Raw genomic sequence first — 14,562 nt, forward strand, 5'->3', positions numbered from 1 at the left:
AGGCGCGTCGGTGCGCCGTTCCCACCGGTACCAAACCTACTACTCGGACTGGAGGTCTTCTGCGAGAGCGATGAGCGTCCGGACCATCACGCCCGTCGCCCCCTTGCCCAACCAGGCGTACCCGCCGCCCTTGTTCTCCGACGGACCCGCGATGTCGAGGTGCGCCCAGGGGACACCCTCACCGGCGAAGCGCTCGAGGAACTTGCCCGCGAGCAGCATGCCGCCGGCCGGGTTGCCGACCGTGGCGTTGACGATGTCGGCGACGTCGCTGGACAGCCGGGCCTCGAGCTCCTCGGGCAGCGGCATCGGCCAGATCGGCTCCGAGACGCCCTCGGCGACGGCACGGACCTTCGCGACGAGGTCGTCGCTGCCCATCAGTCCGGTGGTGCGGTCGCCGAGCGCGACGACCTGGGCGCCGGTCAGCGTGGCGACGTCGACGAGCGCGTCGGGCTGCTCGAGCGACGCGGCGGCCATCCCGTCGCCGAGCACCAGGCGGCCCTCGGCGTCGGTGTTCGTGACCTCGACCGTGGTGCCGTTCTTCAGCGTCAGGACGTCGCCCGGGCGGGTCGCGGTGCCGGAGGGCATGTTCTCGGCGAGGGCGAGCCACGCGGTCACGCGCACGTCGAGTCCGAGGCGAGCGGCGGCGACGGTCGCGGCGAGCACCGTGGCGGCACCGGTCATGTCGGTCTTCATGCCGAGCATGGACGCCGCGGGCTTGAGCGAGAGGCCGCCCGAGTCGAAGGTGATGCCCTTGCCCACGAGGGCGAGGTGCTTCGTGGCGGACTCGGGTGCGTACCGGACGACGACCAGTCGCGGCGGACGCGCCGAACCGCGGCCGACGCCGAGGATGCCGCCGAAGCCCTGCTCCTCGAGCGCCTGCTCGTCGAGGACCTCGACGGTGAGCGGCAGGTCCGAGGCGAACCCGGTCGCGACGTCGGCGACGTCCTGCGGCCCGAGGTCGCCCGCGGCGGTGTTCACGAGGTCGCGCACGAGCGACGCGGCGTCGGCGACGATCGCGGGGCGCACGGCGGCGTCGGCGGCGACCTCGGCGGGGGCGACGACCTCGATGCGCTGGTCGCCGCGGGCCGGGGCCTTGGTGCCGGAGCCCTTGTGCCGGGTGAAGGCGTACGCGCCGAGCGCCGCGCCCTCGAGGGCGGCGTCGACGAGCTCGGCCGAGTCGGTCGGCAGGGCGAGGGTGATCGAGTCGACGCGGGGGAGCTGGCGGACGGCGCTGCCGGCCGCTGCGCGGATCGCCGCGGCACCCGTGGCGGACCCGAGCCCGATCAGCGCGACCGACTTCGCACCGACGCCGGTGGCGGGCAGGCGGACGAGCTGGTCCTTCGCCCCGGTGACCCCGATCGCGGCGAGGTCGAGGCCGGCGAGGGCGTCGAGCGTGCCCAGGGCGGTCGGGGCGAGCACCGCGGTGTTGTCGGCCTCGCCGGACGAGCCCGGACGGACCCCGACGACGAGCACGTCGGCGGTGGTGGTCTCGGGGGGTGAACTGGTGGTGGAGAGCGTCGGTCGGACCATGCTCCAACCCTACCGACGGCCTGTTCGCTGTCGGCGTGGTCGTCGCGCACCGGGGAGGTCGGAGGCCCCGCCTAGCATGGGGACGGTGAACCACCCCGAGGAGCTCTACACGTTCGACGCGGACGCCCCGACCGTGCCAGCAGGGTTGCACCTGATCGCCGGCCTGACCGGTTTCGCCGATGCTGGATCGGCCGTCGCGCAGGTGACGAACTCGATCCTCGAGGACCTCGACACCGAGCTCGTCGCCGAGTTCGACCCCGACGTGCTGCTCGACTGGCGTGCCCGTCGCCCGGTCATCACCTTCGAGCACGACCACATCAGCGCCGTCGAGCCGCCCCGTCTGGCCCTGCACCTGGTGCGCGACGAGATCGGCCAGCCGTTCCTGTTCCTGTCGGGCTACGAGCCGGACTTCCAGTGGAACCGCTTCGTCCGCGCCGTCACCGGGCTCGCCGCCGACCTGCAGGTGGCCGACACCACGTGGGTGCAGTCCATCCCGATGCCGGTCCCGCACACCCGTCCGATCAGCCTCACCGTCTCCGGCACCCGGGCCGACCTCGTCGAGCAGATGAGCGTCTGGAAGCCCGAGACCCAGGCGCCGGCGAACGTCCTGCACCTGGTCGAGCACCGCCTCGCCGAGACGGGCGCGCAGGTCACGGGGCTCGTGCTGCTCGTGCCCCACTACCTGTCCGACACCGAGTTCCCCGATGCCGCCGTCGCAGCACTGTCCGGCATCGCCGCCGCGACCGGGCTCATCTTCCCGACCGACGCCCTGCGCGAGTCGGGTCGCGAGTTCCTGACCCGGGTCGAGGAGCAGGTGGCCGGCAACCCCGAGCTGCAGCGCCTGGTCTCCGTGCTCGAGGAGCGGCACGACACGTACATGGAGGGCAACCCCGTTGGGTCGCCTCTGACCGGCGTCGACGGCGAGGTGCCGACCGCGGACGCGATCGCGGCCGAGCTCGAGCGCTTCCTGGCCGACAGGCGCACCCAGGGCGACGCGACCGACTGACCGTCGCGGGATCCGGACGCCCCGAAAAGACGGCCTGGAGGCCCGTGGCGGCCCCGCACCGCGCCTCCAGGCCGTCCTCCGGTCGCCCGCACGACGTGACGCACCTCGACGACGCTCGTCGCGTATCGAGGCGGGGACGCGTCGGTAGCCTGGTCCGGTGAACTCCCGTCGTGCCTTCCTGATCTGGGGCGTCGCGGTCCTCGCGTACGTCCTCGCCGTGGTGCAGCGGTCCTCGCTCGGGGTCTCCGGTGTCGACGCGCAGGACCGGTTCGCCGTCTCCGCCGCCGTCCTGTCGACCCTCGCCGTCGTGCAGATCGCCGTCTACGCGGGGCTGCAGATCCCGGTGGGGATCGCCCTCGACCGCGTCGGCCCCCGACGGCTGGTGCTCCTCGGCGCCGCGCTGCTGGTCGTCGGACAGGCGATCGTCGCCGTGTCCCCGTCGATCGGACCGGCCATCGCGGGGCGGGTGCTCGTCGGCGCCGGTGACGCGATGACCTTCATCTCGGTGATCCGCCTGGTGCCGATGTGGTTCAGCGGCCGGATCCTGCCGCAGATCTCGCAGTGGACCGGCAACCTCGGGCAGATCGGCCAGATCCTGTCGGCGTTCCCGTTCGCGGTGCTCCTGCACACCGTCGGCTGGACCCCGGCGTTCGGCGTCGCGGCCGCGGCCAGTGCCGTCGGTCTCGTGCTCGCCGCGGTCTTCGTGCGGAACGGTCCCGTGCCGGTGCGGACGGACACGATCCCGCTGCCGCACTCGTGGGGTGCCGCCTTCAGCACGTTCGGGCACGCGCTCCGCCGCCCGGGCACGCAGCTCGGGTTCTGGTCGCACTACGTCACGCAGTCCTCGGGCACGGTGTTCTCGCTGCTGTGGGGTGTCCCGATGCTCCGGGGGCTCGGGTACTCCCCGGGTGAGGCGGCGGGGTTCCTCACGATCATCGTGGTCGTCGGGTTCGTCGCCGGCCCGGTGCTCGGTGTGCTCTGCGCACGGTTCCCGATGCGCCGGTCGAACCTGGTGCTCGGCGTGGTCGTCCTGCTCGCGGTGCTCTGGACGGCGATCCTGCTCTGGCCCGGGCACCCGCCGACGTGGTTGCTCGTGCTGCTCGTCGTCGCGATGGGGATCGGCGGGCCCGGTTCGCTCATCGGCTTCGACTTCGCCCGGACCTTCAACCCGGTCGGCTCGCTCGGCTCGGCGAACGGAGTGGTGAACGTCGGCGGGTTCCTGGCGGCCTTCGTGATGATGTACCTGATCGGCGTCGTCCTCGACGCGGCGGCACGGGCCACCGGTACCACGGTGTTCGCCTGGGAGAACTTCCGGATCGCCCTCACGGTGCAGTACGTCGTGGTCGGTTTCGGCGTCGGGATGCTCCTGCACGCCCGCCGTCGGACCCGCCGCGTGCTGCACTCGGAAGAGGGAATACGCGTCGGGCCACTCTGGGTTGCACTCGTTGCACGCCTGCGGAAGCGGCACGTGCAATAATGATCACGGACCCGTTCGGGACCCCTGTCTGTCGGAGCACTTCGGTGCGCCGGTGAACTCGGGGGACTTGACATGGGTCCTAGTGCTGCCCGGAACGGTAGGACTCGTACGACGCGGGGGACTGCGGCGCGGGACCTGGGCGGCGAGGGAGGCCACGACCCCACGAACGTGGCACGACGAGAGAGGTGATCGCATGGCTGCCCGGAGCACGACGATCGATCCCACGAAGGACACCGAGCCCGAGGGCGCTGTGGCAGAGGACGCCACGGACACCGAGGGCACCGCAGCGCCGAAGAAGCGCGCCACGAAGGCCCCCGCCAAGAAGGCGCCCGCCAAGAAGGCTGCGCCCAAGGCGAAGAAGACCGACGCCGTCGACGAGGCGATCGCCTCCGACGAGCCCGTCGAGGAGCCGGCCGACGAGGCCGACGACACCGACGACAAGACGGCCAAGCCGGACGCCGCTGCGGCGGTCGCCGCCGGTGCGCTCGTCATCTCGCAGACCGACGACGACGAGGCACCGGTCTACTCGACGACCATCACGGGTGCCACCGCCGACCCGGTGAAGGACTACCTGAAGCAGATCGGCAAGGTCGCCCTGCTCAACGCCGAGCAGGAGGTCGAGCTCGCGATGCGCATCGAGGCCGGCCTGTTCGCCGAGGACAAGCTGCAGCACGCGACGGGGCTCTCGAAGCCCGCCGAGCGTGAACTGCGCTGGGTCGCCCGTGACGGTCAGCGTGCGAAGTCGCACCTGCTCGGCGCGAACCTCCGCCTGGTCGTCTCGCTCGCGAAGCGCTACACCGGTCGTGGCATGCAGTTCCTGGACCTCATCCAGGAGGGCAACCTGGGCCTGATCCGTGCGGTCGAGAAGTTCGACTACACCAAGGGCTTCAAGTTCTCGACCTACGCGACGTGGTGGATCCGTCAGGCCATCACCCGTGCCATGGCCGACCAGGCCCGCACCATCCGCATCCCGGTGCACATGGTCGAGGTCATCAACAAGCTCGCCCGCGTGCAGCGGCAGATGCTGCAGGACCTCGGTCGCGAACCCACCCCGGAAGAGCTCGCCCGCGAGCTCGACATGACCCCGGAGAAGGTCGTCGAGGTCCAGAAGTACGGCCGCGAGCCGATCTCGCTGCACACGCCCCTGGGCGAGGACGGCGACTCGGAGTTCGGTGACCTCATCGAGGACACCGAGGCGGTCGTGCCAGCCGACGCGGTGGGCTTCACGATGCTGCAGAAGCAGCTCGAGAGCCTGCTCGACTCCCTGTCCGAGCGCGAGGCGGGCGTCATCCGCATGCGCTTCGGCCTCGGTGACGGCCAGCCGAAGACCCTCGACCAGATCGGTGACACGTTCGGCGTGACGCGCGAGCGCATCCGTCAGATCGAGTCCAAGACGATGGCGAAGCTCCGCCACCCGTCACGGTCGCAGTCGCTGCGCGACTACCTCGAGTAAGCCGGCATGCGCTTCTTCATCCCGATCCTGATCGGGCGGATCCTCCGTGCCCTCGCCCGTGCGAGGGGCGGCGGGTCCGCCTACCCCGGGTACATCGTCCTGAAGCTCGTGCCGGACTTCCTGCAGCACGTGACGAAGCAGTTCCCGAACGGCGTCGTCTTCGTGCTCGGGTCGAACGGCAAGTCGACGACGACGCACATGATCTCGGACATCGTCCGGGCGCACGCGCTTCGGGTCTTCACGAACCCGTCCGGTGCGAACCTGCCGCAGGGCATCGCGTCGGCCCTGCTGTCCGAGGTCTCGCTGACCGGCCGGCTCAAGGCCGACATCGGCATCCTCGAGGTCGACGAGGCCTTCGCGGTCGAGCTCGCCGGCATCCTGTCGCCCTCGACGGTGACGATGCTCAACGTGCAGGTCGACCAGCTGTACCGGTTCTTCGAGACCGAGCGCGTGGCGACGATGATGCTCGACACCGCCGCACTGTCGACGGCGAACGTCATCACGAACCACGACGACCAGTTCCTCGACGGCTACTCCGGCACCCCCGGGCAGCGCGTCCTGCGGTTCGGTGCGAGCGACGAGGTCATCGCCGCGGCACCGAACGGTCTGCAGAACGCCGACTCGTTCGACGCCGGTGACCGTGCCCAGCACACCGCCGACGCCGAGGTCGTGGCCCACACGGGTGACGGCGCGACGATCCGCTTCGACGGCGCCGAGATCCCGGTCCGCCTGCCCGCCCGCGGTCTGCACTACGCGGTCGACGCCGCTGCGGCCACCGCGACGGCGAGTGCGGCGCTCGGTGCGCAGTTCCGCGCTGACGCCGTGACCAAGGCCTTCGGCACGATGAAGCCCGCGTACGGCCGGGGCGAGCGACTCCCCATCGCGGGCGAGTCCGCCGAGTTCACGATGTTCAAGAACGCCGCGAGCCTGCAGCTCAACCTCGACGCCCTGCCGGACCAGCCCGAGCAGGTCCTCATGGCGATCGACGAGGGCACGCCCGACATCTCCTGGATCTACGACATCGACTTCTCGAAGCTCGACCACGTGGACGTCGTCTCCGGTGACAAGGCGTGGCAGATCGCGATCGCGCTCGAGCACGCCGGTGTCCGCATCGGCCGGGTCGAGCCCGACGTCGAAGCAGCCATCAAGCACATGGAGCAGCTCGGCTCGACGACCCGCGGGACGAAGAACTTCATCGTCAACTACGAGATCATGATGATCGCCCGCAAGGCCCTGGGCCACCCGGACATGGAGAAGACCGCATGACGGCCGACCGGCTGACCATCCTGCACGTCTACCCCCGGCAGATGGGCGTCTCGGGCGACCGTGGCAACGTCGCGGCCCTGGTGCGCCGTGCGGCCGCTGCGGGCATCGAGACACAGGTCCTCGAGTACGCGCCGGGTGACGAGCTCCCGGCCGCGGCGGACGTCGTCGTGATCGGCAACGGACCGCTCAGTGCGATGCGTTCCCTGGGCGACGACGTCACCCGCATCGGCGGTGCGCTCCGTGCGTTCGCGACCGATGGTGTACCGGTCATCGCGGTCGGCGGTGGGTTCGACCTGGCGACGAACGAGGTCGTGCCGACCGAGGGTGCGCCGCTCGCCGGGTTCGGCGTGTTCGACGCCCGTGCCGTCCGCGGTGCCGAGCGCCGGGTGAACTACTTCGTGCTCGAGACCCGGTACCCGCTGCTCTCCGGAGCACCGAAGCGACTCGCCGGCTTCGAGGACCACGCCACCACGATCGAGCTCGCGGCCGGGGTCAGCCCGTTCGCCGACGTCGTGTCCGGTGGTGGCAACCAGGCGGGAGCCCCGGTCGAGGGTGCGATCGTCGGCACGTCGTTCGGCACGCACACGCAGGGTCCGATCCTGCCGCTCAACCCGCAGCTGACCGACGGTGTCCTCGCCGCGGCCACCGCACGGCTGGGCCGCGAGTACGCGCCGGACGCGGAGCAGACGGCGACCATCGACCGCTACGCACGTGAAGCGCGCGCCACGGTCGACCGTTACGTCGACAAGGCGTTCAAGCGCATCGCCTGACGAACGAAGCAGAAGGCCGGGTCCCGACGGGGCCCGGCCTTCTGCATGCGCACGAATGGCAACAGTTGCCAAGAGCGTCCTCTCGGATTCAACATCTGACATGTTGAACGTCGACAAAGGAGGCTCCATGCACCATAACAAACTCGTCCTCGCCCTGGTCGGTGGACTCATCGTGACCCTGACCACTGCCGGCACGGTCGCCCAGACGGCTCCGGCGGAGGCCGCGACGACGCGGATCAGCTCCGCGTGCACTTCAGTGCCGACGACGACGACCGAGTCGGACGGGGTACCCGGCACGATCTTCTACAAGCGACTCCAGTGCTTCGGCAGCATGGCCGGGTCCGGGTACGCGGGGCCCATCGACGGCGTGATGGGGCCGAACTCGTGGCAGAGTGTGGCGATTCAGCTCATCGTGCGCGGCCACTTCTACGGGAACAGCATCCCCAACTGGGAGAGCCCAGACACGGTCGCAGCGCTCCAGCACTGGGCGGCCGCTCACGGCCGGTACAGCGGTCCGATCGACGGAGTGTGGGGGCCGAACAGTTACCGCGGCGTCGCTTGGATGCTCAACCGCTCGTTCTGAACCGGGCTGCAGACAAACAGGAGGCGCGGTGCCAGCTGGCACCGCGCCTCCTGTCCGTGTGTCGGTCGCGACTACTTCGACTCGTAGAGTCGGCTGCTCTCGTCGTGCCACTCGATGGCGGTCGCCGCGAGCTTGTCCTTGAACTCGGCGCCGTGGTGGGCGCAGAAGTAGAGCTCGCCGCTCGACATGGTGGCTCGGATGTAGGCCTGCGCCCCGCAGCTGTCGCAACGGTCGGCGGCGGTCAGCTGGTGGTTGCTGACTTCGTCGATGGAGGGGTCCTGCACGGTCTGGGTCATTGCTGTGCTCCTCACGGATCGCAGGTGGTGCCGGGTGGTTGCACCATTTCAACACGTGATGCCTGAGAGCGACGCATTGTCGGGCCCTGTTTCGCTCAGCGCGGATCGCTTGGCCCCAGTGCGAGTGTCCACACGGTGCTGTCGGTGCCGCTCGGTAAACTCCGACGGTGAGCTCCGACTACTCCGCACGCCATCTCTCCGTCCTCGAAGGGCTCGAGGCGGTCCGGAAGCGTCCGGGCATGTACATCGGCTCGACGGACTCCCGGGGCCTCATGCACTGCCTGTGGGAGATCATCGACAACTCGGTCGACGAAGCCCTCGCGGGGCACGGCGACGAGATCGGTGTCGTGCTGCACGCCGACGGCTCGGTCGAGGTCCGGGACACCGCCCGGGGCATCCCCGTCGACGTCGAACCGAAGACCGGCCTGACCGGGGTCGAGGTCGTGTTCACCAAGCTGCACGCCGGCGGCAAGTTCGGCTCGGGGTCGTACGCGGCCTCGGGTGGCTTGCACGGCGTCGGCGCCTCGGTCGTGAACGCGCTGTCGGAGCGCCTCGACGTCGAGGTCGACCGGGGCGGCAAGACCTACGCCATGTCGTTCCACCGCGGCGAGCCGGGCATCTTCGACGACAGCAAGGGCATCGGCCCGGACGCTCCGTTCGCGCCCTTCACCTCGGGCAGCGAGCTGCGTGTGGTGGGCAAGGTCAAGAAGGGTGTCACCGGCTCCCGGATCCGTTACTGGGCGGACCGTCAGATCTTCACCGCCGACGCCCGGTTCAGCACCGACGACCTGGTCACCCGTGCACGGCAGACCGCGTTCCTCGTGCCCGGGCTCGGCATCACCATCACCGACGAGCGCGCGGCGTCGATCGACGCCGCGGCCGCCCGGGCCGAGGCGACGGGCACCACCGTGGCCGCCGGGCCGGTGGTCGAGCGCTTCCGGTACGAGGGCGGGATCGGCGAGTTCGTCGAGCACCTCGCCGTCGACAGCCCCCTCACCGACGTCTGGCGCGTGCAAGGGACCGGCACCTTCACCGAGACCGTGCCGATGCTCGACGACAAGGGTCACATGGTCTCCACCTCGGTCGAGCGCGAGTGCGAGGTCGACCTGGCGCTCCGCTGGGGCAGTGGCTACGAGACCGTGTTCCGCAGCTTCGTCAACATCATCGCGACGCCGAAGGGCGGCACCCACCAGGCCGGGTTCGAGTCGGGCGTCGTCAAGGCCGTCCGTGCCCAGGTCGAGGCGAACGCGCGCAAGCTCAAGGTCGGGCAGGACAAGCTCGACAAGGACGACGTCCTCGCCGGCATGACCGCCGTGCTGACCGTGCGGTTGCCCGAGCCGCAGTTCGAGGGGCAGACGAAGGAGATCCTCGGCACCCCGGCGGTCCGGAAGATCGTCGACCAGGTCGTGTCGAAGCGCATCACCGAGATCCTCACCTCGACGCAGCGCACCGAGAAGGCACAGTCGGCCGCTCTGCTCGAGAAGGTCGTGTCCGAGATGAAGACCCGCATCTCGGCGCGGGCGCACAAGGAGACGCAGCGCCGCAAGAACGCGCTCGAGAACTCCTCGCTGCCGACGAAGCTCGCCGACTGCCGCTCGCAGGAGACCGAGGGCACGGAGCTCTTCATCGTCGAGGGCGACTCGGCGCTGGGCACCGCGAAGCTCGCCCGCAACAGCGAGTACCAGGCGCTGCTGCCGATCCGCGGCAAGATCCTCAACGTGCAGAAGGCGTCCGTGTCGGACATGCTCTCGAACGTCGAGTGCGCGTCGATCATCCAGGTCATCGGCGCCGGTTCGGGCCGTACGTTCGACATCGACCAGGCGCGCTACGGCAAGATCATCATCATGTCGGACGCCGACGTCGACGGCGCCCACATCCGCACGCTGCTGCTGACGCTGTTCTTCCGGTACATGCGGCCGATGATCGAGCAGGGCCGGGTCTTCGCCGCCGTGCCGCCGCTGCACCGGGTCGTCGTGGTGAACCGCGGCAAGCCGAACGACACGCTGTACACGTACTCCGAACAGGAGCTGCAGACGGTGCTGAAGAAGCTCGAGAAGACGGGCAAGAAGTACCAGGAGCCGATCCAGCGGTACAAGGGCCTCGGCGAGATGGACGCCGACCAGCTCGCGGAGACCACGATGGACCGCGCGCACCGCACCCTGCGTCGGGTGAACGTGACCCATGCCGAGGGTGCAGCGAAGGTGTTCGAGCTGCTCATGGGCAACGACGTGGCGCCGCGCAAGGAGTTCATCCTGGCCGGCGAGGGCCTGGACCGCGACCGCATCGACGCGTAGCGCGCCGCGTCCGCGACACGGCGATTGCGGACGGGAGGCCCGTGACGGCGCCGCCCCGCGCCTCCAGACCGTGCGCCCTGCGTTCTCACGCGCTGGGCGACACCTCACGGGTGTCGCAGGCCGTGAGGTGTCGCCAGGCGCGAAACGCGGCGGACGCCAGCGCGCGCCTAGGCCTCGCCGGCGGTGCCGTCGAGCGTCGCTGCGCTGCCACCGATCGAGCCGATGACCGCCTCGAGCGGGGCGCCGGAACCGTCGCGCTTCGACAGCCAGTCGGGCAGGGTCCGTGCGGCGCCGTCCGTGCCGACGGCGTGTGGCGGCGCGATGCCCGCCCAGCCCACCGTGAGCCCGTCCTCGCCCTTCAGGAACGCGTGCGCCCGGACACCCTGCGTGGCACGGCCCTTTGCCGGGAACTCCGACAGCGCGGAGACCTTGGCGCGACCGGCGTCGGTGCCGGGCAGCGCGGTGGAGGTGGTGGACACCGTGGCGACCACGGCATCGTCGGAGCGTGCGACCGAGCCGAACCAGATCACCGAGGCGCCGTCGGCGAGGGCCATGCCGGCCACACCACCGGCGGGCAGCCCCTGCGCGCGGACGACGGACGCCGGGAACCGCAGCAGTTGCGCGTTCGAGCTGATGAACACCAGGTCGTCGGACTCGGGCGCCTGCGCAGCACCGACCACGTGGTCGCCGGGTTTCAGGCCGATCGCGACGAACTCGGGCTTGTCGGGCCATGCACCCGCGACGACGCGCTTCACCACGCCGTGTGCGGTGCCGATCGCCAGCGAGTCCGACGACGCGCCGGACAGGTCGACGATCGCGACGACGGTCTCGCCCTTGGTGAGCGCCAGGAAGTCGGTGACCCGGACGCCGGCGTCGAGCCGGACCGCGGCTGGCGGCACGGCGGGGACGTCGACGGGGGAGAGCCGGAGGACCCGCCCGGTCGAGGTGATCGCGCCGATCTGTCCCCGCACCGTGCTCACCACGGCGGAGCGGACGGCGTCGTGCTTCGAGCGCTTCGGCACGCGGACGATGCCGAGCTCCGACGTCGGGATGTCGACGCGGATGAGCCGTCCGGTGGTCGAGAGCAGCACGCGGCAGGGGGAGTCGGCGATCTGCAGGGACTCCGGGTCGACCGCGGCCTTCCGACCGCCCTTCACCGGGGCGTCGGCCTCGGTGAGCAGCGTGCGGCGCGGGGTGGCGAACCTGTCGGACACCTCGGTCAGCTCGAGGGCGACCTGCGCGCGGAGTCGTTCGTCGGATGCCAGCAGTTCTTCGAGGGCAGCGATGTCGGCGAGCAGCTGGTCGCGCTCGGCCTCGAGCTCCATCCGCGAGAACTTCGTCAGGCGGCGCAGGCGCAGCTCGAGGATGTACTCGGCCTGCACCTCGGACAGGTCGAAGACGTCGCGCAGGCGGTTTCGGGCCGCCTCGGAGTCGTCGGAGGTGCGGATGACCTGGATGACCTCGTCGATGTCGAGGATCGCGATGAGCAGGCCCTCGACCAGGTGCAGCCGTTCCTTGCGTCGTGCCAGCCGGTACTGCGACCGGCGGGTGACGACGTCGAGCCGGTGCTGCACGTAGACGTCGAGCAGCTCGCGGAGCCCGAGGGTGCGCGGTGACCCGCCGACCAGCGCGACGTTGTTGATGCCGAAGCCGTCCTCGAGCGGGGTGTGCTTGTAGAGCTGCTCGAGCACGGCGGTGGGGTTGAAGCCGCTCTTGATGCCGATGACGAGCCGGAGCCCGTGGTTGCGGTCGGTCAGGTCGTTGACGTCGGAGATGCCGACGAGCTTCTTGGACTGGACGCCGTCCTTGATCTTCTCGATCACACGCTCGGGGCCGACCAGGTAGGGCAGCTCGGTGACGACGAGCCCGACCTTGCGCGGGGTGAGGTTCTCGACGCTCACCTTCGCGCGGGTGCGGAACGAACCACGGCCGGTCGCGTAGGCGTCGCGGACACCGGAGAGCCCGACGATCGTGCCGCCGGACGGCAGGTCGGGGCCGGGCACGAACTCCATGAGTTCTTCGAGGGTGGCCTGCGGGTTCATGAGCAGGTGCTTCGCCGCCTCGACCACCTCGCCGAGGTTGTGCGGCGCCATGTTCGTCGCCATGCCGACCGCGATGCCGGAGGCGCCGTTGACGAGCAGGTTCGGGAACGCCGCCGGGAGCACGCCCGGCTGCATGATCTGGTTGTCGTAGTTCGGGACGAAGTCGACGACGTCCTCGCCCAGGCCCTCGGTCATCGCCATCGACGGTTCGGCGAGCCGCGCCTCGGTGTACCGGGCGGCAGCGGGGCCGTCGTCGAGGGAGCCGAAGTTGCCGTGGCCGTCGACGAGCGGCACGCGCATCGTGAACGGCTGGGCCATGCGGACCAGCGCGTCGTAGATCGCGCCGTCACCGTGCGGGTGCAGCTTGCCCATCACCTCGCCCGTGACGCGGGCGCTCTTGACGTGTCCGCGGTCGGGTCGCAGCCCCATCTCGGCCATCTGGTACAGGATGCGACGCTGCACCGGCTTCAGGCCGTCGCGGGCGTCGGGCAGCGCCCGCGAGTAGATGACGGAGTACGCGTACTCGAGGAAGGAGCCCTGCATCTCCTCGGAGACGTCGACGTCCTCGATGCGCTCACCGTCGGGCAGGCCGACTACGTCCGTGCGTGCCATGGCACCTTTCTGGAGAACCGGAGTCGTCTGGAAGACTCGTGGGATGGGAACAAGCGTACCGACGGCCCCCGACGCCGTCGCGAACCTCGCCGACGTCTTCCCGAGTTGCCTCGTGGCGCTCGGCGCTGCGGACGACGCGTGGTTGCGGAACGACGGCCTGGAGGCCCGGATCACCCTCCGCCCCGCCCGCTCGGCGATCGTCGTGCTGGTCGACGGCCTCGGTTCCGCCGCGCTGGCGGCGCGCGCCGGGCACGCCCGCTGGTTGACCGGCGCGAAGGGCACCGGCACCGCGAAGAAGCTGCGGAGCGGGTTCCCGACGACGACCGCGGCCGCCCTGAGCACCCTGACCACCGGCCGGTCGCCCGGCACCCACGGCGTCGTCGGGTACAGCGGCTGGAACCCGGACACCGGTGCCGTGATGAACCTGCTGGGCGGCTGGGACACCGAGGTGCCCGCGGACTGGTTCCTGACCCGGACCCTGTTCACCCGGGCCGCGGAGCTCGGACTCGACCCCGTCGTCGTCGGGCCGGACCGCTACCGCTCGTCCGGGATGACCGCGAACGTGCTCGGCGGAGCCCGGTACGTGTCGGCGGACACCGTTGCCCAGCGCGTCGACGCCGCACTGGCCGAGACCACCAGCGGCCGCTCGCTCGTCTACCTGTACGTGCCGGAGCTCGACTCGATCGGGCACAAGTACGGCTGGCAGTCCGACCGGTGGACGGCCGCCCTCGAGCTGCTCGACGGCGAACTCGCCCGCCTCGACGCCCGCAGCGCCGACGACGTGGGGGTCCTGGTGACGGCGGACCACGGCGTGCTCGACGTGCCGGACCACGCGAACATCGCCATCGACCCGCTGCTGCTCACCGACGTGGTCGGCGTCGCGGGTGACCCGCGCTGCCGCCAGCTCACCGTCGCACCGGGCACCGACGTGCGCGCCCTCGTCGGCGCGTTCCGGGCCCGCTACGGCAAGAAGGTGTACGTCGCCAGCCGTGCCGAGGCGATCGAGGCCGGGTGGTTCGGGCACGTGTCCGACCAGGTGGTGCCGCGCATCGGTGACGTGCTCGTCGTGGCGCGCGGCTCGTGGGCGTTCAACGACGACCGTGCCCTGCGCGAGGACGAGACGCCGAAGCGCATGATCGGCCAGCACGGTGCCATGACCGACGAGGAGACGATCGTGCCGCTCCGGCTCGCCGGCGCGTTCGCCCACTAGGACGTCGGCGCCGACGGTCGGTG

At 70.5% G+C, this 14,562-nt stretch carries 11 protein-coding genes; 8 read left to right on the top strand and 3 right to left on the bottom strand.

The window, feature by feature from the left end:
- Positions 1 to 39: 39 nt before the first annotated feature.
- The gene (locus FFG40_RS11205; protein ID WP_138803230.1) at positions 40 to 1,530 is read right to left on the bottom strand and encodes a leucyl aminopeptidase; all 1,491 of its coding nucleotides are present in this window, start codon (positions 1,528 to 1,530) and stop codon (positions 40 to 42) included.
- 76 nt (positions 1,531 to 1,606) lie between these two features.
- On the opposite strand from FFG40_RS11205, the gene FFG40_RS11210 reads away from it, so the two are divergent.
- The 6 genes from FFG40_RS11210 to FFG40_RS11235 all read left to right on the top strand — a co-directional run bounded on the left by FFG40_RS11210 (position 1,607) and on the right by FFG40_RS11235 (position 8,085).
- Complete coding sequence (locus FFG40_RS11210; protein ID WP_138803231.1) at positions 1,607 to 2,536, top strand: proteasome assembly chaperone family protein; 930 nt, start codon at positions 1,607 to 1,609, stop codon at positions 2,534 to 2,536.
- Positions 2,537 to 2,693: 157 nt separating this feature from the next.
- Entirely contained in the window at positions 2,694 to 4,013 is a 1,320-nt protein-coding gene (locus tag FFG40_RS11215; protein ID WP_111057239.1) for a nitrate/nitrite transporter, read from the top strand.
- A gap of 193 nt (positions 4,014 to 4,206) precedes the next feature.
- On the top strand, positions 4,207 to 5,466 hold the full coding sequence (locus FFG40_RS11220) for an RNA polymerase sigma factor (RefSeq protein ID WP_138803232.1): 1,260 nt from the start codon (positions 4,207 to 4,209) through the stop codon (positions 5,464 to 5,466).
- A gap of 6 nt (positions 5,467 to 5,472) precedes the next feature.
- On the top strand, positions 5,473 to 6,732 hold the full coding sequence (locus FFG40_RS11225) for a MurT ligase domain-containing protein (protein ID WP_138803233.1): 1,260 nt from the start codon (positions 5,473 to 5,475) through the stop codon (positions 6,730 to 6,732).
- On the top strand, positions 6,729 to 7,502 hold the full coding sequence (locus FFG40_RS11230) for a type 1 glutamine amidotransferase (RefSeq protein WP_138803234.1): 774 nt from the start codon (positions 6,729 to 6,731) through the stop codon (positions 7,500 to 7,502). Before FFG40_RS11225 ends, FFG40_RS11230 begins: the two co-directional genes overlap by 4 nt.
- A 127-nt stretch (positions 7,503 to 7,629) precedes the next feature.
- Positions 7,630 to 8,085, top strand: coding sequence for a hypothetical protein (locus FFG40_RS11235; protein ID WP_138803235.1), 456 nt, complete (start codon positions 7,630 to 7,632; stop codon positions 8,083 to 8,085).
- 71 nt (positions 8,086 to 8,156) lie between these two features.
- Here FFG40_RS11235 and FFG40_RS11240 read toward each other — a convergent pair whose 3' ends face one another.
- Positions 8,157 to 8,381 (bottom strand): hypothetical protein, encoded by a 225-nt coding sequence (locus tag FFG40_RS11240; RefSeq protein WP_017886093.1) that lies wholly within the window; start codon positions 8,379 to 8,381, stop codon positions 8,157 to 8,159.
- Between the two features lie 167 nt (positions 8,382 to 8,548).
- On the opposite strand from FFG40_RS11240, the gene FFG40_RS11245 reads away from it, so the two are divergent.
- Positions 8,549 to 10,675 carry a type IIA DNA topoisomerase subunit B gene (locus FFG40_RS11245; RefSeq protein WP_071244557.1) on the top strand — a complete coding sequence of 709 codons (2,127 nt, stop codon included), beginning with the start codon at positions 8,549 to 8,551 and terminating at the stop codon, positions 10,673 to 10,675.
- A gap of 167 nt (positions 10,676 to 10,842) precedes the next feature.
- Here FFG40_RS11245 and FFG40_RS11250 read toward each other — a convergent pair whose 3' ends face one another.
- Positions 10,843 to 13,329: a DNA topoisomerase (ATP-hydrolyzing) subunit A gene (locus FFG40_RS11250; RefSeq protein WP_138803236.1), complete on the bottom strand. Its 2,487-nt coding sequence runs from the start codon at positions 13,327 to 13,329 to the stop codon at positions 10,843 to 10,845.
- Between the two features lie 43 nt (positions 13,330 to 13,372).
- Here FFG40_RS11250 and FFG40_RS11255 point away from each other — a divergent pair, with 43 nt between their 5' ends.
- Positions 13,373 to 14,539 carry an alkaline phosphatase family protein gene (locus tag FFG40_RS11255; RefSeq protein ID WP_185974165.1) on the top strand — a complete coding sequence of 389 codons (1,167 nt, stop codon included), beginning with the start codon at positions 13,373 to 13,375 and terminating at the stop codon, positions 14,537 to 14,539.
- Positions 14,540 to 14,562 lie beyond the last annotated feature (23 nt).

It is taken from the genome of Curtobacterium sp. KBS0715 (assembly GCF_005938005.2).
GTDB classification, from domain to species: domain Bacteria; phylum Actinomycetota; class Actinomycetes; order Actinomycetales; family Microbacteriaceae; genus Curtobacterium; species Curtobacterium flaccumfaciens.